At 67.6% G+C, this 19,777-nt stretch carries 16 protein-coding genes, 1 tRNA gene and 1 pseudogene; 9 read left to right on the top strand and 9 right to left on the bottom strand.

Annotated elements, in window-relative coordinates:
* Nucleotides 1-133: 133 nt before the first annotated feature.
* On the bottom strand, nucleotides 134-1,213 hold the full coding sequence (locus HUA74_RS34695; RefSeq protein WP_174457972.1) for a hypothetical protein: 1,080 nt from the start codon (nucleotides 1,211-1,213) through the stop codon (nucleotides 134-136).
* Nucleotides 1,214-1,688: 475 nt separating this feature from the next.
* Here HUA74_RS34695 and HUA74_RS34690 point away from each other — a divergent pair, with 475 nt between their 5' ends.
* The gene (locus HUA74_RS34690; protein ID WP_174457971.1) at nucleotides 1,689-2,024 is read left to right on the top strand and encodes an IS66 family insertion sequence element accessory protein TnpB; all 336 of its coding nucleotides are present in this window, start codon (nucleotides 1,689-1,691) and stop codon (nucleotides 2,022-2,024) included.
* A gap of 31 nt (nucleotides 2,025-2,055) precedes the next feature.
* A pseudogene (locus HUA74_RS46925) lies at nucleotides 2,056-2,250 on the top strand (hypothetical protein); the annotation flags it as partial.
* Nucleotides 2,251-3,527: 1,277 nt separating this feature from the next.
* Here HUA74_RS46925 and HUA74_RS34685 read toward each other — a convergent pair.
* Both HUA74_RS34685 and HUA74_RS34680 read right to left on the bottom strand, forming a co-directional pair.
* Nucleotides 3,528-5,183 (bottom strand): hypothetical protein, encoded by a 1,656-nt coding sequence (locus HUA74_RS34685; protein WP_174457970.1) that lies wholly within the window; start codon nucleotides 5,181-5,183, stop codon nucleotides 3,528-3,530.
* A 178-nt stretch (nucleotides 5,184-5,361) separates the two neighbouring features.
* A tRNA-Pro gene (locus HUA74_RS34680) sits at nucleotides 5,362-5,438 on the bottom strand.
* 266 nt (nucleotides 5,439-5,704) lie between these two features.
* Here HUA74_RS34680 and HUA74_RS34675 point away from each other — a divergent pair.
* On the top strand, nucleotides 5,705-6,085 hold the full coding sequence (locus tag HUA74_RS34675; RefSeq protein WP_141646077.1) for a two-component system response regulator: 381 nt from the start codon (nucleotides 5,705-5,707) through the stop codon (nucleotides 6,083-6,085).
* Between the two features lie 7 nt (nucleotides 6,086-6,092).
* Here HUA74_RS34675 and rpe read toward each other — a convergent pair whose 3' ends face one another.
* On the bottom strand, nucleotides 6,093-6,749 hold the full coding sequence (gene rpe / locus HUA74_RS34670; protein ID WP_141646078.1) for a ribulose-phosphate 3-epimerase: 657 nt from the start codon (nucleotides 6,747-6,749) through the stop codon (nucleotides 6,093-6,095).
* Nucleotides 6,750-6,919: 170 nt separating this feature from the next.
* On the opposite strand from rpe, the gene HUA74_RS34665 reads away from it, so the two are divergent.
* Nucleotides 6,920-8,443 carry a GAF and HD-GYP domain-containing protein gene (locus HUA74_RS34665; RefSeq protein ID WP_371745513.1) on the top strand — a complete coding sequence of 508 codons (1,524 nt, stop codon included), beginning with the start codon at nucleotides 6,920-6,922 and terminating at the stop codon, nucleotides 8,441-8,443.
* Nucleotides 8,444-8,539: 96 nt separating this feature from the next.
* Here HUA74_RS34665 and pyk read toward each other — a convergent pair whose 3' ends face one another.
* From pyk to HUA74_RS34645, 4 genes are all read right to left on the bottom strand, one after another.
* Nucleotides 8,540-9,970 (bottom strand): pyruvate kinase, encoded by a 1,431-nt coding sequence (gene pyk, locus HUA74_RS34660; RefSeq protein WP_141646079.1) that lies wholly within the window; start codon nucleotides 9,968-9,970, stop codon nucleotides 8,540-8,542.
* A 101-nt stretch (nucleotides 9,971-10,071) separates the two neighbouring features.
* Nucleotides 10,072-10,944, bottom strand: a complete 873-nt coding sequence (locus tag HUA74_RS34655) for a hypothetical protein (RefSeq protein WP_141646080.1) — start codon at nucleotides 10,942-10,944, stop codon at nucleotides 10,072-10,074.
* A gap of 153 nt (nucleotides 10,945-11,097) precedes the next feature.
* Entirely contained in the window at nucleotides 11,098-12,555 is a 1,458-nt protein-coding gene (locus HUA74_RS34650; protein WP_174457969.1) for an NFACT RNA binding domain-containing protein, read from the bottom strand.
* A gap of 98 nt (nucleotides 12,556-12,653) precedes the next feature.
* Nucleotides 12,654-12,851, bottom strand: a complete 198-nt coding sequence (locus HUA74_RS34645; protein ID WP_141646082.1) for an excinuclease ABC subunit A — start codon at nucleotides 12,849-12,851, stop codon at nucleotides 12,654-12,656.
* Between the two features lie 363 nt (nucleotides 12,852-13,214).
* Between HUA74_RS34645 and HUA74_RS34640 the strand changes: the two genes are divergently transcribed.
* On the top strand, nucleotides 13,215-14,510 hold the full coding sequence (locus tag HUA74_RS34640) for a glycoside hydrolase family 1 protein (protein WP_174457968.1): 1,296 nt from the start codon (nucleotides 13,215-13,217) through the stop codon (nucleotides 14,508-14,510).
* A gap of 45 nt (nucleotides 14,511-14,555) precedes the next feature.
* Here the strand turns inward: HUA74_RS34640 and dusB are convergent, their stop codons facing one another.
* Nucleotides 14,556-15,572, bottom strand: coding sequence for a tRNA dihydrouridine synthase DusB (gene dusB, locus HUA74_RS34635; RefSeq protein ID WP_174457967.1), 1,017 nt, complete (start codon nucleotides 15,570-15,572; stop codon nucleotides 14,556-14,558).
* Between the two features lie 96 nt (nucleotides 15,573-15,668).
* Here dusB and HUA74_RS34630 point away from each other — a divergent pair, with 96 nt between their 5' ends.
* The 4 genes from HUA74_RS34630 (at nucleotide 15,669) to HUA74_RS34615 (ending at nucleotide 19,728) form a co-directional block, all read left to right on the top strand.
* Nucleotides 15,669-17,111 (top strand): site-2 protease family protein, encoded by a 1,443-nt coding sequence (locus tag HUA74_RS34630; RefSeq protein WP_174457966.1) that lies wholly within the window; start codon nucleotides 15,669-15,671, stop codon nucleotides 17,109-17,111.
* A gap of 84 nt (nucleotides 17,112-17,195) precedes the next feature.
* Nucleotides 17,196-18,224 (top strand): acyl-CoA desaturase, encoded by a 1,029-nt coding sequence (locus tag HUA74_RS34625; RefSeq protein WP_174457965.1) that lies wholly within the window; start codon nucleotides 17,196-17,198, stop codon nucleotides 18,222-18,224.
* Nucleotides 18,225-18,346: 122 nt separating this feature from the next.
* The gene (locus HUA74_RS34620) at nucleotides 18,347-18,913 is read left to right on the top strand and encodes an RNA polymerase sigma factor (protein WP_371817353.1); all 567 of its coding nucleotides are present in this window, start codon (nucleotides 18,347-18,349) and stop codon (nucleotides 18,911-18,913) included.
* A complete protein-coding gene (locus tag HUA74_RS34615) occupies nucleotides 18,910-19,728 on the top strand; it encodes a DUF1109 domain-containing protein (protein ID WP_174457964.1) in 819 nt (272 codons plus the stop codon). The genes HUA74_RS34620 and HUA74_RS34615 overlap by 4 nt, the downstream gene beginning before the upstream one ends.
* Nucleotides 19,729-19,777 lie beyond the last annotated feature (49 nt).

Below are 19,777 nucleotides of genomic sequence, written 5' to 3'. Positions count from 1 at the left end.
GGATGGGAACTCCACCCTGCGTTGTCCGTGAGGGTGTGCCGCCAGAGACAGCCATACCCCGAAGGCCGGTCCGTGTGGTTGAGTGTCTTCGAGTCCCAGCCCAGATGCGAATCACCGGATGCCATATGTGTGCTCACTTCCCTGGGTGGATGAGAAGACCCGAAGCCACTGCACCTGAATCAGACCTGGACCAGACGAGAATCTCGTCTCCTCGCGCGTACTTCCTGACAAAGGAGCGCGTAGCCGCAGCCACGGAGATACCACCGCTGGCCGCACCGGTGTCACCCAGGGACACCGCTGGCCAGTGGGTCCGGGCGTCCTCCAGCACCGGCCTCGCACGCAGCCGAACCAGCGCGTTGCCCCACTCCATGGCACGCGCTTCCTCGCCGTTGAGATCGCCGTACACATCCCCGACTTGCGTGACTCCGGCCAGGGTGCCCTCCAGGACTCCTGCGAGACGAAGCATGGGAGGAGCCTCCTCCCAGTCCCGCTCCCTCCCGGGTGTGCCGCTCACGCGAACCGACTCGACACGCGCCTCGATTCTGGCCCCCCGCTTGCGAGCCACGGCTGCGTCCTCGAGCAACAGGGCCGACGCCGCCTCACCTGGCATGAGGCCCACCGGGTGCTCAGGGGTCTTCAGCCGCCTGCGCATGGCCAACGCCTCAAGCACACCCAGGTCACTCGTGAGACTGTCCACGCCGACGATGAGCGCCCGCTGGAATCGGCTCGCCGCGAAGCCCTCTGAGGCCTCTGCCATGGCCGCGAGGACGGACACGTGCCCGTAGGGCAGCACTCTTTGGGCGCTCGGATGGATGGCCAGCCGGGTACGCCGGACCACCAGCGGCGCGAGTTCCTCGAGCAGCAGGGCCGCGTCCTTCTCTTGCTCCGGCGTTCGAGCAGCGGAGATGCAGAGAAACAAGGCCGTTTCGCCCCAGAAGCACTCGTCCTCCGGGGCCAACCCTGAATAGGCCAAGACGTCCCGAATGGCGCCCTGTGCAAGCAGCGCATACAGCCCGAGACCCACGAAGCCATCACTGAAGTCCCGAAGGGGATGCCCCGTGACAGGCTCCACGCCAGGAATGTCGCCTGACGAGACGACCTGAAGCCCAAGCGGGCTGGGGCGGGCCATTCCGCACCGGAGCGCCGCGCAGCCAGAGACCACCTCACGGCCCAACGTACACACCAGGCCCAGCCCGGTGACAGCCATGGACATGGAGGCGACGCTATCACCACTCCCTTGGGCGGAGTTCCTCCGGGCGGGAGGCGAGCAGCGGCGTCACCTCCAATGCCTTCACGGCAACAGTGCGGGCCACTACAGCACGAACCCCCAAAACGAAAACGGGCTGGAGAACCGTGAAGATTTCCAGCCCGTCAATAGTGGTTGGGGAAACAGGATTTGAACCCGTGGGAAACGGGGTGCCCCAAACCCGCGACGGCACACGCCTTTAGCTGAGTCGTGAGTCAATCCGGGCACTTCGAGTCCACGGGGCAGTCCTCGACAGTCCCACCTGTCGCCCGGAGTCCCCTTCAGTCTTGGAGAAATTTTGGAGACGGTGCGGGGACCGCACTGCCACTTGGCGGGACCCGGTCGCGCCGCGATGAAGCCCTCTCGATAGACATCCCAGAGAGCCGTAAGCGGCCGACAGCCGACGTCCTGAACTGGGGTGGACCTGCCGGTTCACTCCGGCATGCGACGACCCAGTCCGGATGAGTGGAAGCAGTTGGTAGAAGAGTTCGAGGCGAGCGGGCTGACGCAGAAGCAGTTCGCGGACAGGCACGAGGTCTCGCTCAGCGCCTTCCAGTACAAGCTGAACAAGAAGCCGAGGTCCGCACTGGGGCGGAGGCCCGAATCGACAGAGGGGCCACGGGGGAGGTTCCTTCCCGTGGAGGTGGTCGCGTCCCCCGCGCCGCGGACGCGAGAAGGACTGATGCTCGAGGTGGCGCTGCCGCGAGGAGTGCTCATGCGTTTCCCGGAGGGCACGCAGGCGGAGTACCTCGCGCATCTCGTGGTGGTGCCCGGCTAATGCTGCTGTTGCCCCGGGCGGTGCGAAGGCAGCCCTGGGCCGGAAGAATTTCCTCTTCGTCAGGCATGCGGCCAACGGCGCCACAACCCCCAAGGCGTACCTGGCCGACGTCCTGCTCCGCGTCCAGACGCATCCCAACTCGCGCATCGCGGGGCTGCTGCCTCACGAGTGGAAGCACCGGCAGACCACGGGCCCACCCGAGTCACACCTCGATCCTCATCTTTGAATGACCCTCTGGTCGCGGCGCTCGCCGAGCATGGTGGCCGTCCGTCTTCAACCTCTCTCACCACCTCACTGACCGGACAGTTACAGTTCTCCAGCGTGCATCGCCGCGCAACATCGTTCAACGTGGACATGGACTGCTTGTCACGGGAACTGGGCTTGAACCACCTCGGTGGCATCTTCACCACATCTCGGACGCCCGAGGATGCGGGTGACGCTCACTCGGCGGTGCTCGGATGAAACCTGGCATGCGGAGACTGCCACGGGCGGCACCCGCTGGGGACGGGACCGCCCCAGGCGGAACGTGAGCATGCGTCCCGTGGCGGGGCAATCCACCACGGGACGCAGTTGGCGCGAGGTGGCCCAGGTTCTACATGTGCCCAGGCTGACACCTGGGCACTGAGTTGGAAGGACTCCGCAACGCAGAGTCCGACCTTCTCCTATCGAGCAAACTCCTCTGGAAGCTCCCAAACAAGAACAACAACACACCCAGCTTCGCGACCCACCACCACGCGATACCCGCCTTCAGGAAACTCCGCGACATCCCCAGCGGCGAGCTGAGCGACCTGCGTGCCGAATTCAATCTGGCAGTGCCCAGCCAACACGTAGCACGTACCGGCCCGCATTGCGCCACCGAAATTTGCCCCCGGCGAATACCGATCAACGCTCACCCGATACTTCCTCGCGGGCAAGTGCAGAGCACGCACACTCTCTTCCGAGAGTGGTTTGCTGGAGAGTTCGGACCAGCGTCGCACCGTGGCCTGTTTGGGTTCCATCATGCACCTCATTACGGTTGCGGGAAGGTGATGCCAAGCTTGGCGAACGCAGCCCAAGCATACGCCACGCTCTCCGCAGTCGGCATGAAATGGCCGCGTTGGTTGTTGATATTGACGCCAGAGTACGTGCGGCCGGCACGGGCAATTTGAGCCTCGCCCGCGGCAAGAACCGCGCGCCCACCGGATAGCACTGCGTGCTTGATTTCCACTCGCAGGCAAGTGTGAGGGGCGACGATGAGCTGACCAGACCCCGTCACTACGAACTTTATCTGCTCACCCCTGTCGACAAGCGCTCGGAAACCACGAGCGCCCGCCTCCATGATGGGGGCATTCACACTCGCCGCGTCTGCCAGCTCCCCCGCGAGTCTTTCGGGCATCGTATTTGGGAACAGTCGTCTCGCAATCGACGAGATGTTGTGAACCCACGGCTCCGACCGCGCCCATCATCCAGTCGGTCTGATTGCGAGGAGGTCTCCCTCAATCCGCCTGCTCCGCAACCGTCGAGTCAGAGGACCACAATCTTGTCGTACATCTCCGTGGCGGTGGAGTTGCTGCCCATGCTCAAGCGACGGCCCTCCCTGTCGCAAGTCTCTACCAACTCCGTGCCGAGGGTCAGGTTGTTCAAATCCCCGCCCACCGTCACATAGCCGCTGCGTTTCAGCTCCCCGGCGAGCGCGTCCTCCTTGCCGTTGAGGAGGTGCGTCATGGCGTGCAACTCATCGTTGGGCCCGTATTTCAACGTGAGCAGATTCTGTCGGGTGCCATCCGCGAGGGTCAGCAACGAGGCTTCGATTTCAATGCCGGGGGATGGGTTGCTGGTGTTCAGAAACAGGTACCCCGTCAAGGCGTGGACGCCCATGCCGGCGACAAGCTTCCCGCCCTTGTACTCGGACTTGCTGGCGTTCTCGAATCTCAAGTCGAAGTCCGGGGCCTGGGTCTTCGCGCCATACACGTTCACCGAGTCCGCGGAGACACTGTGGATGTCATTGAGGTCCAGGTCGTTCTGGACACGATACAGGATGCTCTCGAGGATGCCCTTGTGGATGGCGAGCGAGCACTCTCCTACGACGACCAGGACATTGGCCTGCTCGTTCCGGGCGATGCCGAGCAGGAAATCGAGTTCCTGATGGAGGCTGTCAAGGAAGGCCTCACGATGGTCATGCACGGCGAGCTTGGAGGACTTCTCGGGGTCGAACTTCCCCGAGCCCTGCTTGAAGAAATTGAGGCTCGACTGGGAGCCATAGTTCCACGCGGTCCGGGTGTTGGTGTGCTGATGCCCGTGCTCCAACGAGTGGTAATAGATGAAGAGGGGCGGGGCCCCCTGGCATGAGAATTTGGAGACGAAGCCCGCATGGTCGCTGAAGACGCTGGTGTCGAACTTCGGCGGGACCTGGTACTTCATTTCGATGGTGGTGCCCTGAGCAGTCTTCGCCCAGGTCATGCGCTCATCGGAGTTGTTTTTCTGGGTCGAAACCGCCAGCAGATGGGCGAAGGTGTTCTGCTTGTTCCTGTAGACATTCGACCCTTTCAGCAAAGGGAGGAGGGTCTGTCGGGGCGTGAGCGTAGAGAAATACTCGGAGACCTCGTCGTCCTCGATGGTGTGGCTGTACGCGACGTCGTAGCGGTCGAACAGCACGTTCATCAGTTGGAGCTTGGTCTCGGGGTCGGTGTTCATGCCGAAGATGGCCGCCGCCGCGTTCCGGATGGCCTCGGAGCTCTCCCTGCGGAGAAAGCCGAAGCACCGTTCGATTTCATCCAGGGCATCCTGGAACCGCCGCGCGGTGACACGGCTCTTCTCAAGCACGCCCTCGAGTTCCGGGCCGAACGGCTCGTCCTCGTCCCGCTCGACGGAGAGCGCGGCCTCGACCAACGCCCACATCTGCTGGCTGTAGGACTCGGTCAGGTCCGCCATCTTCACGCCAATGGCCCTCGGGAGCTTCGCGCGGTCCAGCAGCAAGCCCAGCTTGGGGATTCCGTTCTGGATGGGCTCCTCGAGGGAGAGCCGCTCCTGCTTTTCGAGCCGCTCCCGGAGGATTTTGTAGGACCGATCGGTGAGGGGCTGGGTCGTGTTTGCTCGCCCCGAGATGCCCTTCAGGTGGGGGGCGGTCGCCCCTTTGGGGTCCGTCAGCGGGGAGGCATCCGTCATCTTGGCGACAGGCATTGGCGTGGCCCTCGAACGCCTTGAGAGTACCACCCGAGCGGGGGCAGGGACCCTCGCCCCCCCCTCTGAGGGAGGGCCCGTCACCTGGCCCAAGGGTCAACGGACCCGGCAGATGAACATGACCGCCTGAAACGGAAACGGGCTGGAGATCCGTGAAGATCTCCAGCCCGTCAAAAAATGGTCGGGGAGACAGGATTTGAACCTGCGACCCCTTGGTCCCGAACCAAGTGCTCTACCAGGCTGAGCCACTCCCCGATACGTCCGTCCGCCGGTGGTCTTCCTCGGGACCGGCGAAAAGTGCGGGCGGTAATACCCGTGCCCCTTGGCTGAGTCAACGTCCTCGGATCACCTTTTCGTTCCCCGCCCCCTCGCCTGCCCCCTCCACGAGTCCCTGAAGACCCTCACTCGCCCCTTCTCCCACCCTCCCCCCTTTTAAACTCCCCGACATTCCGGTACTTCCGGATATATTCACGGATTCTCCGGGCCGAAAAAGGCAGTGGGCCGTGCAGCTCGAAACGAAAATGCCCCCCGTCGTCCTCATCTCCGATGATGAACCGCTCATCGTGTCGGCCCTCGCCCGGGAGGCGAAGCGGTCCGGCTTGACGTGCATCTCGGACACGACGTCCGAGCGCGTCCTGGAGCTGGCCCGCCTCCACCGCCCCGCCGTCATCATCCTGGACATCAACCAGCACCAGGACGGCCGCGACCTGCTCGCCCAGCTCAAGCAGGACCCGTCCACCCGCGACTGCAAGGTCATCATCCTCAGCGGCGTCGAGGACCAGTTCACCCGCCACGTCTGCTTCGAACTCGGCGCGGACGACTACGAGGTGAAGCCCTTCGACCCCACCTTCATGACCCGCGTCGCCCGGCTCGCCAGCACCGTCGCTCGCACCCGCGCCTGAAGCCCGCCTACGAGCGCAGTGAACGGATGGCCGCCGCCCGGTCCTTCGCCCCGAAGACGTAGCTGCCCGCCACCAGCACCGTCGCCCCCGCCGCCACGACGCGCTTCGCCGTGTCGGCGTTGATGCCCCCGTCCACCTCGATGTCCGTGTCCAGGCCGCGCGCGTCGAACATCGCTCGCAGCCGGCGCACCTTGTCCACGGTCGCCTCGATGAAGCCCTGCCCGCCAAAGCCCGGGTTCACGCTCATCAGCAACACCATGTCCACGTCCCCCAGCACCTCTTCAATCGCCGACAGCGGCGTGCTCGGGTTCAACACCACCGACGCCTTCGCCCCCGCCTGACGAATCTGTTGCAGGGTGCGGTGCAGATGAGGGCTCGCCTCCACGTGCACCGTCAGCACGTCCGCCCCCGCCTTCACGAAGGCCTCCACGTACTTCTCCGGCTCCACAATCATCAAATGTACGTCCAACGGCTTCGTGGCCGCTCGCTTGATGGCCTCCACCACCACCGGCCCAATCGTGATGTTCGGCACGAACCGGCCATCCATCACATCGACGTGAATCAGGTCCGCTCCCGCGGCTTCGATGTCGCGGACCTCCTCGGCCAGGCGACCAAAGTCAGAGGACAGGAGCGAGGGGGCAATGCGCACAGGGCGACGGCTCATGGGGGCGCTACATACCCGCTTCCCACTCCCTCCGGCACGGGCTGAATTCCAGGACGTCCACTCGAAAGCAGGAAACCGAGCAGGTCGGGCCTGAAGGCAGTCACCTGGCTGGACATGTTACAACCTCGACGTCCTGCACGGCCGCAGGCCACGTCGCCCGGAGCCGCTCGGTGCTCTCACGCTCTCCCGCCGTTCCGCAGCCACTCCCCGACCTCAATCGACGACTGGCGAAGCTCACGTCCATCCTGGACGTCGCCAAGGCGATGAGCGCCGAGAGGGATTTGGACCTGCTGCTCCCGCTCATCCTCTTCGAGGCCACCAAGGTGGTGGAGGCGGACCGCTGCTCGCTCTTCATCCTGGACCGCGAGCGCAATGAGCTGTGGAGCAAGGTGGCCCAGGGCTCGAAGAGCGAAATCCGGCTCCCCGTGGGCAGCGGCATCGCCGGACAGGTGGCCCACACCGGCGCCATCATCAACATCCCAGACGCCTACGCCGACACCCGCTTCAACCGCTCGTTCGACGTCTCCAGCGGCTACCAGACGAAGACCATCCTCTGCGTCCCCATGCGCGACGCCAACGGCGAAGTCACCGGCGTCATCCAGGCCCTCAACAGGCTCGATGGCCAGGGCTTCAACTCCGAGGACGAGGAGCTGCTGCTCGCCCTGGGCGCCCAGGCCGCCGGCGCGATTGAGAACGCCCTGCTCCACGAGGAGATCAACCGCCTCTTCGAGGGCTTCGTCTCCGCCTCCGTCGTCGCCATCGAAGCGCGGGACCCCACGACGGCCGGTCATTCGGGCCGCGTCGCCGACCTCACCGTGACCCTGGCCCAGGCCCTGGAGCACCTGTCCACCGGCCCCTATGCCCGGACGCACTTCTCCTCCACGGAGATTCAGGAGATTCGCTACGCCTCGCTGCTCCACGACTTCGGCAAGGTGGGCGTGCGGGAGAACGTTCTCGTCAAGGCGGAGAAGCTCTACCCGCATGAGCTTGAGGGACTTCGCGCCCGCTTCCAGCTCGCGCGCAAGGACCTCCAGCTCCAGAGCTACCGCCGCCGCTTCGAGGCCGTGAAGCACCGCGGCGACAAGCACCTGGCGGAAATCGAGGCCGAGGAGACCGAGCGACTCGGCACCGAGCTGAAGCACCTGCACGAGGTGTTCGACTTCGTCCTCACCTGCAACCGTCCCACGGTGCTCGCCCAGGGCGGGTTCGAGCGCCTGAACGAGCTGGGACACCTCCAGTTCGAGGACGCCGACGGCAAGACCCAGCCGCTGCTGCTGCCTCGCGAAATCCAGTCGCTCTCCATCACCCGGGGCACCCTCTCCTCCGAGGAGCGCCGCGAAATCGAGAGCCACGTCGAGCACACCTACCGCTTCCTCACCCAGATTCCGTGGACGCGCGCCCTGCGCCGCGTGCCCGAAATCGCCTACGCGCACCACGAGAAGCTCGACGGCACCGGCTACCCGCGCGCCATCCCCGAGCGCACCATCCCCGTCCAGTCGCGGATGATGTCCATCTCCGACATCTACGACGCGCTCACCGCCAGCGACCGGCCCTACAAGAAGGCCGTGCCCCATACCCTCGCGCTCGACATCCTCAAGCGCGAGGCCGACAACGGGCAGTTGGACAAGGAGCTGTTCCACATCTTCGTGGACGCGGAGATTCCCCGCCGCGCGCTGCCCAACGCGCCGAAGTAGCGGCCCAATGATGCACGAAGGGGAAGCCCCGACCACGGGCCTCCCCTCACGGTGCTTCGATGAGACTCAGGCCCAAGCCTTCGATTCGACGTCGACTCAGCCTTCGATGGTGTGCAGCCGCAGGCTGTTGATCTTCCCGGGCTGTCCCACCGGCGCGCCGTACACGATGACGATGCGGTCGCCCTTGCGACCCAGGCCCCGCGCCACCAGCTCCTCACCCACGCGGCGCACCATCGCCTCGGTGTCCTGGATGGGCTCCAGCACTCGCGGCACCACGCCCCACAGGAGCGCCAGCCGACGACGGACTTCCTGGTTCGGACTGAAGGCCACAATCGGCACCGACGGCCGGTAGTGCGACAACAACCGCGCCGTCACGCCAGACAGCGTGAACGCGGCAATCAGCGACGCGCCACTCGCCTTCGCCGCCTCGCACGCCACGCGCGCAATCACATCCGGGAAGTGCGTGGGCAATCCCAGCGGCGCGTCGATGTTGCGCAACACCGGCTGCACCCGCTGCGACGACTCCGCCGCCAGGATGATGCGCTCCATCATCTGCACGGACTCGATGGGGAACTTGCCGCTCGCCGTCTCGCCCGAGAGCATCACCGCGTCCGCGCCATCGAACACGGCGTTGGCCACGTCGCTCGCCTCGGCGCGCGTGGGCCGCGGGTTGTCAATCATCGAGTTCAACATCTGCGTCGCCACGATGACCGGCAGGCCGCGCAGGTTCGAACGCCGGATGATGTCCTTCTGGACGGCCGGGACTTCCTCGGGCGGAATCTCCACGCCCAAATCGCCTCGCGCCACCATCACCCCGTCCGTCTTGTCCAGGATGGCGTCCAGCCGGGCAATCGCCTCCGGCTTCTCCAGCTTCGCGATGATGGGCACCGTCCGGCCCACCTCCGCCATCGCCTGCCGAGCCGCGTCCAGGTCCGACGGCTGCCGCACGAAGGACAGCGCGATGAAGTCCACGCCCGCCTTGATGCCGAAGACCAGGTCCTCGCGGTCCTTCGGCGTCAGCGCATCCGCGCGCACCGCCACACCGGGCAGGTTGATGCCCTTGTTGTTCTTCAGCGCGCCGCCGTGGATGACTTCCGTCTTGATGAGCTTCTGCTTGTCCGTGTGCAGGACCTTCAGCTCCAGCAAGCCGTCGTCCAACAGGATGCGGTCGCCCGGATTCACGTCCGCCGCCAGGAACGGGTACGTGGTGGACACGATTTCGTCCGTGCCCGGCACCGTCTCGTCCGTGGTGATGTGGAAGATGCCGCCTTCCTTCAGGTCCGTGCTGCCCTTGGTGAAGCGGCCCGTGCGAATCTTCGGGCCCTGCAAGTCACCGAGGATTCCCACCGCCTTGCGCACCTTCAGCGAGGCCGCGCGCAGCTTGGCGATGTTCTCCGCGTGCTGCTCATGGCTGCCGTGCGAGAAGTTCAATCTCGCGACGTCCATGCCGTTCTCCAGCAGCGCCTCCAACATCTCCTGGCTCTGACTCGCGGGCCCGAGGGTGCAGACAATCTTCGCTCGTCGCATATGGCTCGGGAGGATGGGTGTCCCTCACGAACGCGTCAAGCACGCACCACGCGTCGCTTCGCTCGGTAAAACGGTAAATGAGCCAGCGAGCAACGGAGCCATCAACCGCGCAACAACACGCCCAGATTCTCCCGCTCCCAGCGCAGCGCCGCCGCGTAGTGAGGGTACGTGCGCTCGCGCTCCCGGAAGGCGCGCGGGTGGTGGACCCGACGCCCGCCTCGCCCCGTGCTCGGGAAGAGCTGATGCAGCATCTCGTGGTAGACGATGAACTCCACGAAGAAGGCCGGCACCTCGGGCCTGTCCAGCGCGGGATGGATGCGAATCTCCCGCGTCTGATGGTCGTACACGCCCAGGCGGATGGACTTGCGCCGACGCCTCGGAGGCATCCGTCCCCAGCCGATGCGCGCCTGGATGACGTTCTCGAAAAAAGTGGCGTTGACGTTGTTGTAAAGCGCCGTCAGGTCGAAACAGCGCCCCAACGGGTTGAGGTCCGCGTCGGATTCACGACGCACCTGGCGGATTCGCGGCTGCTGTCCCCGGATGTACTCGTCCAGCAGCACGCCCGCCGTCCGGTGTCCCCGGCCCGCGTAGTCCGCCACCGCGCGGACGATGGACTCCGGCGCGTCCAGGAACATGTGGTGCAGCCGCAGCTGGAGCGCGTTGCCCCCTCGACGGAAGGACACCATGGTGGAGCGGTTGTCCGTCACCGCCAGCTTCACCGGCATCCCCAGCTCCGCGCTCAGCCTCCAGGCCAGGGACTCCGCGCGGGTCCACATCTCCTCACGAGGAGAGGGAACCGTGAGCATGCGCGGTGCTTCTTCCGGTGCCCGATGCCGGGGCGGAGGCGGCCGGAGCTGCGGAACGGGCTCGAGCCGCGGAACAACCTCCGCGACCTCCTTTTCCAGGGCACGAGGCTCCGCGACCGCCGCCGTGGCCCGACTGGCCGCGGAGAGGCCGCGTGGAAACAGGGACATCTGACGGAAAAACTCGGAGGTCACTCGGCGCGCATCGTACCCGGCAACCTCCCGGACTCAAGGCCGCCGGCCTTTGCCCGCCTGCTCTCCGTCAGCCCGTCAACCGCGCCCCACCCCTCCGCGCTGAGGTTCACACTCCGGGGGGAAGTTTCGTCACGGAGCGGGCAACTCGGTGTGACGGGACTTGAGCAGTCGCTCCAGCCGCTCCGCCTCCATGCGCACCACGAAGGTCTTCTCGCGCGTGTACGTCACCTGCCCCGGCGCCCCGCCCTTCACCTTCCGCACGAACTTCGCCTGCACGTAGCTCACCTCGCCCCGCGGCTCGCCCTTCGCCCCCGAGTGGTGCAGCGCCAGGTGCGCCGCGTCCAGGAGCACCTCCTGCGTGGGCTCCTGCCCCTTCTCCAGGGGAAGCACCACGTGACTGCCCGGCACACCGCGCGCGTGGAACCACAGGTACCAGGGCCGGGCCACCTTGAAGGTGAGCGTGTCGTTGTCCTCAGAACCCCGCCCCACCCAGATGCGCGAGCCCGCGTGGCCCACGTACTCCTTGAAGGGCTTGCCCTCCGGCGTGGCCTCCCCGCCCACGGGCACGTGCAGCACCTGCGCCTGCGCGAGCAACATCGCCTCGTCCATCCGCTCCACCTGCTCCAGCGACAACTGGGCGTGAGCCACCTCCCGCGCCAGCTCCGCCTCGCGGTGGCGCGCCTGCTCCACGCCTCGCAGCAGCCGGCGATACTGGTGGAAGTTCCAGTCCGCCTCCTCCTTGGGCGTGCGCTTCGGGTCCAGCTTCACCTGGACCTCCTCCGCGCCGGCCTCGGTGTACTCGGTGAGCGTAACCTCGGTGGCGCCCCGCTTGAGGCGGAAGAGGTTCTGCGCGAGCAGCTCCCCCATCCGACGGTGCTTCTCCGCGTCCGGCCCGCGCCCCGCCTCCGCCCTCACCTTCTCCAGGGTGCGCGAGGAGCGCTTGAGGCGAGCGCGGTACGGCTGCGCCAGTCGGCGGCGGATGGACTCCGCGCGGCTCGCCTGGTCCTTGGCCCCGAGCAGCAGCTCCGCCGCGTGGGAGTAGGGAAGCGTGTCCCCCTCGGCGGGCACCAGCCGAGAGGGCGCGAGGCGCGCCTTGGCCAGCGCGTCCGGAGGCAGCGACTCCGGAGGTGTCCACGCCGCGCCCGCGTAGAGATTGCGCCGGGGACCGAAGCCCTCGCCGGACAACATCAGCACCCGCCCCTGCTCACTCAAGAGGAGCAGTCCGCCCGGAGAGCCCAGCTCCATCACCAGACGACGGCGCACCTCCTCGCGCTCGAAGTCCAGCTCCACCACCCGCTCCGCGTCGCGAAAGCGCGCCGCCAGGAGCTTCGCGCCAGTCAGCTCGTGCCGCAGCCACCGCTGGAAGGGCGCGGGCTCTCCCGGTGTGGGGAAGCGCGTCTCGGCGACGGCCACCCGGGACAGCTCTCCCTCGGCGCACAGACATAAAAGGATGGAGCGCCCGGGGACTCGCAGCTCCAGGTAGGCCAGCCTCGGCAGCGGGCACCAGGCCTTCTGGGCCACCGCTCCCGTCAGCTTCGCCCCCACCTCCGCCACCACCTGCTCCAGCTCCGAGGGACGCAGTGACATGGGCAACCTCCTGTCCGGACAAAAGAAAAACGGCCCGGCGGATTTCGCCGAGCCGTTCACCGGACGTCAAACACCGTCCGCGAATGACGCTTTACTGCTCAGGACTCCGGGGTCGCCGGGGCCGCCGCCGTCTTGGCCTTGCTCGCGCGCTTGCGGGCAGGGGCCTTCTTGGTGGCCTTACGAGCAGTCGTCTTCTTCGCCGCCGCCTTCTTCGCGGTCTTGCCAGCCGTCTTGCGGGTGGTCGTCTTCTTCGCGGCGGTCTTCTTCTTCGCGGCGGTCTTCTTCTTAGCGGCCATCAGAACCCTCCATGTAATTGGCCCCAGTGAACCGAGGGCCTGCACTCTTCTTTTGATGGAGTGAGTGCTTGAAGTGAATGGTACGGGCGACACACCAGTGTGTCAACGCATGGTGATGTATTGCATCGCGCGGCGAGGCCGATTTTTCGGCATCGGGCGGTGCCGGAGGTCGCGAAAGGCGCTTCGAGGACACTTCCGAAGCGACGCGCGAAAACGCGCGCGAGGCCGAATTCTAGGCTCCGGACGCGACGGAGCCGTTCGCGGCGCGCGCCTCGCGAGCGCACTGTCGGCTGCCGCGCACTGGCCTTCGAGGCACTCCGAACTTTTCGCGATGGAGGGTCGCGTCTACGGTGCGCGGCCACGATGAGGACCTCCGAGATGACCTTCCCCGCGGACTTCACCTTCGGCGTCGCGACCTCCGCGTACCAGGTGGAGGGCGGCATCGAGAACGACTGGGCCGAGTGGGAGCGCGCGGGAAAGTTGAAGGAGCCCCACGCCCGTTGCGGGCGAGCGGTGGACCACTGGCGCCGCTACGAGGAGGACTACGCGCTGGCCCGCGCCGTGGGCGCCACCGCCTTCCGAATCTCCCTCGAGTGGGCGCGAATCGAGCCGGAGCGCGGGAGGTTCGACGAGGCCGCGCTGGAGGCATACCGGGAGCGGCTCCTGAAGATGAAGGCCCAGGGCCTGCGGCCGGTGGTGACGCTCCACCACTTCACCCATCCGACATGGTTCCACCGGGAGACGCCGTGGCACTCGCCCGAGAGCGTGGAGGTCTTCCGCCGCTATTCCCGCCGGTGCGCCGCGTTGCTGGAGGGCCTGGACGCGCTCGTCATCTCCTTCAACGAGCCGATGGTGCTGCTCCTGGGCGGCTACCTGCAGGGCGCCATCCCCCCGGGCATCGCCGACGGGGCGCTCACCATGAGGGCGCTGGAGAACATGGTCCGCTCCCACGCGGCGGCGAGGCAGGAGCTGCTGGAGCGCCTGGGCCGGGTGGAGCTGGGCATCTCCCAGAACATGCTCGCCTTCGCGCCGGACCGCTGGTGGAACCCGCTGGACCGCGCCCTCGTGCGGCTGGCCTCGCCCGCCTACAACCACGCCTTCCACGAGGCGCTCTCCACGGGGAAGCTCCGGGTGAACATGCCCGGGGTGGCCACCACCCGCGCCGACATCCCCGAGGCCCGGGACTCGGTGGAGTTCATCGGGGTGAACTACTACAGCCGCGCGCACCTGCGCTTCGTGCCGCGCCCGCCCTTCATCGAGTTCAAGTACCGCGACACCCGGGGCCGGGGCCTCACCGACATCGGCTGGGAGGACTGGCCCGAGGGCTTCCTCCAGACGCTGCGCGACGTGAAGCGCTACGGCAAGCCGGTGTGGATTACGGAGAACGGCATCGATGACCGCGCGGGGGCCCGCCGCCCCCACTACCTGCACTCCCACCTCTCCCAGGTGCTGGCCGCCCGGGCCCAGGGCGTGGACGTGCGCGGCTACCTCTATTGGAGCCTGCTCGACAACTTCGAGTGGCTGGAGGGCTGGGGGCCGCGCTTCGGCCTCTACCACGTCGACTTCGACACGCTGGAGCGGCGCCCCACCCCCGCCTGCGACTACTTCCGCGCGGTCGCCACCGGCCGCGTGCTCGTGCCGCCCGGTGCGGCCCTGTAGGAACTTCCGCGCCCCTCGGGTGAGAACCCGTGGGGCCCGAAGTCGTCAACCGAGCGCCGCGCGGTAGTCGACGTCCTGCTCCTCGGATGAGTCCCCGGAGCGGTCCGAGTCGGCGGCGGAGAAGAAGGCGCGCACCGCGTCCGCCACCGCCTCCGGTGCATCCAGGGTGTTGGCGCGCGCACGGAAGGCGGCGGCGCCCGCGAGGCCATGGGCGTACCAGCCCAGGTGTCGGCGGAAGGAGCGCACGGCGCCGAGCGGGTCCCCCACGAAGGCCAGGTGCGCGTGGAAGTGCTCCAGCACCAGGGCGCACCGCTCCTCGGGCGAAGGTGCGTCCCCACCCGCGAGCTCGCGAAATATCCACGGGTTGCCCAGGGCCGCGCGGCCAATCATCACGTAGTCGCAGCCGGTCGTCTCCAGCATGCGCCGCGCGTCCTCGGGCGTGCGCACATCCCCGTTGCCGAACAGGGGCAGCTCCGGGAAGTGGCGCTTCAAGTCGGTGATGACGCTCCAGTCCGCCTGCCCCGAGTAGCCCTGCTCCCGGGTGCGAGGGTGGATGGCCAGCCCCGCGCAGCCGGCCTCCTGGAGCGCGGCGGCCATCTGGAGGTAGTTGCGCGTCTTGGCGTCCCAGCCCGAGCGAATCTTGCAGGTGACGGGCAGGCCCGAGGCCTCGCGCATCGCCCGGACGATGGCGGCGGCGCGCTCCGGGTCGCTCAAGAGCGCGCTGCCCGCCCCGTTCTTCGTCACCTTCTTCACCGGGCAGCCCATGTTGATGTCCAGCATCTGGGCGCCATGGGACTTGCCGACCGCGGCCGCGAGGCCCATGGCCTCCGGGTCGCCTCCATAGAGTTGGAGCGAGTAGGGCTTCTCCACCTCCGCGTCGAAGCGCAGGTACATGAGGGTGCGCTGGTTGGCCCGCATCAACCCCTGGGAGCTGACGAGCTCGGTGGGGCACAGGGCGGCGCCCATGCGGAAGGCGAGCACCCGGAAGGGCATCTCGGACACCCCGGCCATGGGGGCGAGGACAAAAGGATTCGGAAGGGAATAAGGGCCGAGTCGCAGCATGGGGCTTCTGGGAACCTACCGAAATGAAGAGGAAGCGGTTGCGGGATGTGCGCTACGGACTGCGCATCCGCGCCTCAACGGTTAAGGTCCGTGCCCATGTTCCGCTTTCGCCTCGGGAGCATTCCCGTCGACGTCCACCCCAGCCACCTGCTGGTCTCCGCCGTGCTCGCCTACAGCTCGGTCCGCGCCTCGCAGGATGGCTGGCCCTTCCGCCAGGTGTCCGAGGCGCCCGCCCTGGGCCAGGCCAGTGCCATGGTGGTGTTCGTCCTGTCGTGGATGCTCATTGTCTTCGTGTCCGTGCTGGTCCACGAGCTGGGCCACGCCCTGGCCAGCCGCCTCTTCGGCTACCACCCGAGCATCGCGCTCGTCTGGCTGGGCGGGCACACCCTGCCCACCGACATGCCCGGCCCGCTTCCATGGAAGAGGGATTTGGTCATCACCGTGGCGGGGCCCCTCTTCGGGCTGCTGCTCGGCGTGGTGAGCCTGGTGGGCTACCTGGTCTTCAACGGGCACTCCCCCGCGCTGGACTTCTTCCTGCGCACCTTCGCCGGCGCCAACTTCATCTGGGCCATCTTCAACCTGCTGCCCGTGCTGCCGCTGGACGGTGGGCGGCTGGTCTCCACGCTGGCCACCCGGGTGCTCGGCCCCCGGCGGGGGCTGCTCGCGTCCCAGGGACTGGCGCTGCTGGTGTGCGTGGCCGTGGTCGTCTACAGCCTGAACATCGGGTGGCTCTTCCCCGCCATCTTCTTCGCCATGTACGGCGTCCAGGCGTTCCGCACCGTGGCGGAGGCCCTGAGCTCCGGCGGCAACGCCCCGCGCGTCGGTGGCACAGGCTCGCTGGACAGCCCCGTGGCGGGGAAGCTTCGCGAGGCGAAAATCGCGCTGGATGCGGGCCGGCTGGATGACGCACGCCGGCTGGGCGCCGCGGTGCTGGAGGGCGGCGACGGCCTCACCCCCGAGCTGGCCAGCCACGCCCACCACCTGCTCGGCTGGGTGGCGCTGAAGGAAGGCCAGGGCCGACAGGCGCTGGACCACTTCTCCCAGGTGCAGGGGCTCCAGGTGGAGCCGCATGCGGTGGCCGCGTCCTTCTCCCTTGTCGGTGACGACGCGCGCGCGCTGGATTGGTGGAAGCAGGCCTGGCAGACGTCCTCGGACCGCACGGTGATGCACGAGTACGCCGGGACGTTGATCCGCCTGGGCCGGACGCCGGAGGCCCTGAAGCTGCCCGGCGTGGAAGCCGCCGCGGCGTTCAGCTGCGCGGAGCGGGTGCTCTTCATCCGAGGCGTCTATTCGGAGGCCGCCGCGATGGGCGAGGCCGCGCTGGAGCACGCCCCGAGCGCCAGCATCGCCTACGACGCCGCGTGCGCTTATGCCAAGGCGCGCAACGTGCCCGACGCGGTGCGCCTGCTGCGCCGGGCCAGCGAGCTGGGATTCAAGGACGGGGCCTATGCCGCCTCGGACGCGGACCTGGCGCCCCTGCACGGCCACCCCGCTTTCGAGGAGTGGTTGACGGAGCTGCGGCAATCCGCCGCCTCCTGACAGAGCGATGACAGGAGGGGGTGTTGATGCGGGACGAGGCTGCGCACCTTCGGGCGCGCTCCTGCTCCAGCTCAAGAGGCTCCCTTGCAGACTTCCTCTCCTGCTCCCGCCCTGCCCTCGGACAACGAGCGCCTGAACTGGCTGTCGTCCATCCCCTTCTTCGCCGTCCACATCATGTGCCTCTTCGCCTTCTCTGTCGGGGCGAAGCCAGTGGACGTCGCAGTCTGTGTGGGGCTGTACATCCTGCGCATGTGGGGAATCACGGTGGGCTTCCACCGCTACTTCTCCCACCGGGCCTTCAAGACGGGCCGCGTCTTCCAGTTCATCCTCGCGCTGGTGGGCACCCTGTCGACGCAGAAGGGCGTGCTGTGGTGGGCGGCCAACCATCGCCACCACCACCGGACGTCGGACCAGGCGGACGACATCCACTCGCCGGTGCAGAAGGGCTTCTGGTTCAGCCACGTGGGCTGGATTCTGTGTGACAAGTACGGGCCCACGCGCATGGAGGGCATCAAGGACTTCGCGCGCTTCCCGGAGCTGGTGTGGCTCAACCGCTTCCACCTGGTGCCGCCCGTCCTGCTGGCGGTGGCGCTCTACTTCATCGGCGGCTTCTCCATGCTGGTGTGGGGCTTCTTCGTCAGCACCACCCTCTTGTGGCACGGGACGTTCACCATCAACTCCCTGAGCCACATCTTCGGCAAGCGCCGCTACAAGACGACGGACACCAGCCGCAACAACTGGCTGCTGGCGCTCATCACCCTCGGCGAGGGCTGGCACAACAACCACCACTACCACCAGAACACCGCCAACCAGGGCTGGTTCTGGTGGGAGGTGGACCTGAGCTTCTACTCGTTGAAGGTCCTCTCCTGGTTCAATGTCGTGGAGGGCCTGCGGCTGCCCTCCGACTCGGTCAGGTACGCGTACCGGAAGTACTCGGCGGAGGACCGCGCGGCGCTGGCCACGCCCACCCGCTTCTTCGGCGCGGGAGGCGCGCGCGCGCAATTGGTCGCCGCCAGGACGGCCGCCGAGGGCAAGGTTCGCGAGGCGCTGGCCGCCGCCGCGGATCACCTTCCCTCCTCCGCACCCACACCGCAGCCCATGCTCAAGCAGTGATGGCAGCGGGGCCGAGGCACACCCACCCTGGGTCTCATGCAACCGGCTAGAGTGCCGCGCGCGTGTCACCGCCTTCATCGATGAAACCAGCCTCCGCGCCCGTGCGTACCGGAGACGACTCGGTGCGCACGTGCGTCGCACCCGAGTCCGACGAGGTGCTGATGGCGCGGTTTTGTGAAGGGCAGGCTCCGGCGTTCGACGCGCTCTTCCAGCGTCACTCCCGACAGGTGCGCGGATACCTCACCCGCCTGACGGGCAGCGCGTCCACCGCCGAGGACCTGGTGCAGCTCACCTTCATGTCCCTGGTCCGCTCGCGAGGGCGCTTCCAGGCGGGCTCCCGCTTCAAGCCGTGGCTGTATGCCATCGCCACCAATGCCGCGCGAGACTCCCAGCGCCGGGGCCGCCGCACCGAGGAGCTGACGGCCGAGGGGGAGCTGCCCACGGGCATCGCCGACGAGAGCCCCGCGCCCCGAGACGTGGGACTGGAGCGCGCGGTGCGACAGGCGCTCGACATGCTCCCCGAGGGCCAGCGCATCCCCATCCTCCTGCACCGCTTCGAGGGCATGGGCTTCGCCGAAATCGCCGACACCCTGGGCCTCACCGAGAGCGCGGTGAAGGTCCGGGCCCATCGAGGCTATGAGCGACTGCGCGAGCTGCTCGCCACCCTGCGCACGGAGACCTTGGAATGACCCCGGAGTGTTCACGGGTGATGGACTGTCTGGGCGAGCCCCTGCCCCCGGAGCTGACGAAGCACGTGGCGTCCTGTGAGGACTGCCAGGTGGTGACGGGCGGCTTCGACCTCCTCGGCGGTCCGAGTCACGCCGCGGCGTCGACGCTCCCCACGGCCTTCGCGTCCTCCGAGGATGACGAGCAGACGCTGCCCGGCCACGACACCGCGCGACGCTTCGCCCTGGAGACCCTGGCGAAGCAGCCCATGGCGCGTCCCTGGTGGCACGGGCTGGCGCTGCTGGTGGGCGTCCACGCGGCGATGGTGGGCGTGGGGCTGACCCTGCTGAGCCGCCGAGGCGGATGGGTGGGCAACGCGTCACCGCCAGGGCTCGTGGTGGGCGTGGGAGTCTTCATCCTCGCGCTGCTTGGCGCGGGCGCCTTTGTCGCGCTGTCGCCCCGCCGCGGGGTGGTGCCCTGGACGAAAGTCCTCGCCTTCGCGGGAGCCCTGGGCGTCACCGTGGTGCTCACCGGGTCCGGACAGCAGGGCCGGGCCTTGCTGGCCGGCGTCCTCGGCTGCGCGGGCACGGAGCTGGCGGTGACGGTGGTGCCGCTGGCCGTCACGCTGGTGCTGCTGAGCCGCTCCGCCTACCACCCCGCGCGAGCGCTGGCCGCCGGGCTGTCCGCCGGCTCGGTCAGCCTGCTCGTCCTCCACGTGCATTGCCCCGACGGGACGGCGGCCCACCTGCTCTGGGGCCATGTGGTGCCCTGGCTGGGGCTCGCGGGAGTCGCCGTGCTGCTGCGCTCGCTGCTGCCCACGCGCAGCTACGCCCCCTGAAGACAGGCCACCCGCCGCCCTCCCGCTCGCCCCCTCGCGCCGTGTGGCC

It is taken from the genome of Myxococcus sp. CA051A (assembly GCF_013336705.1).
GTDB lineage: Bacteria > Myxococcota > Myxococcia > Myxococcales > Myxococcaceae > Myxococcus > Myxococcus llanfairpwllgwyngyllgogerychwyrndrobwllllantysiliogogogochensis.
Note: the sequence above shows the minus strand (reverse complement) of the source record. Positions and strands in the feature narration are given on the sequence as shown.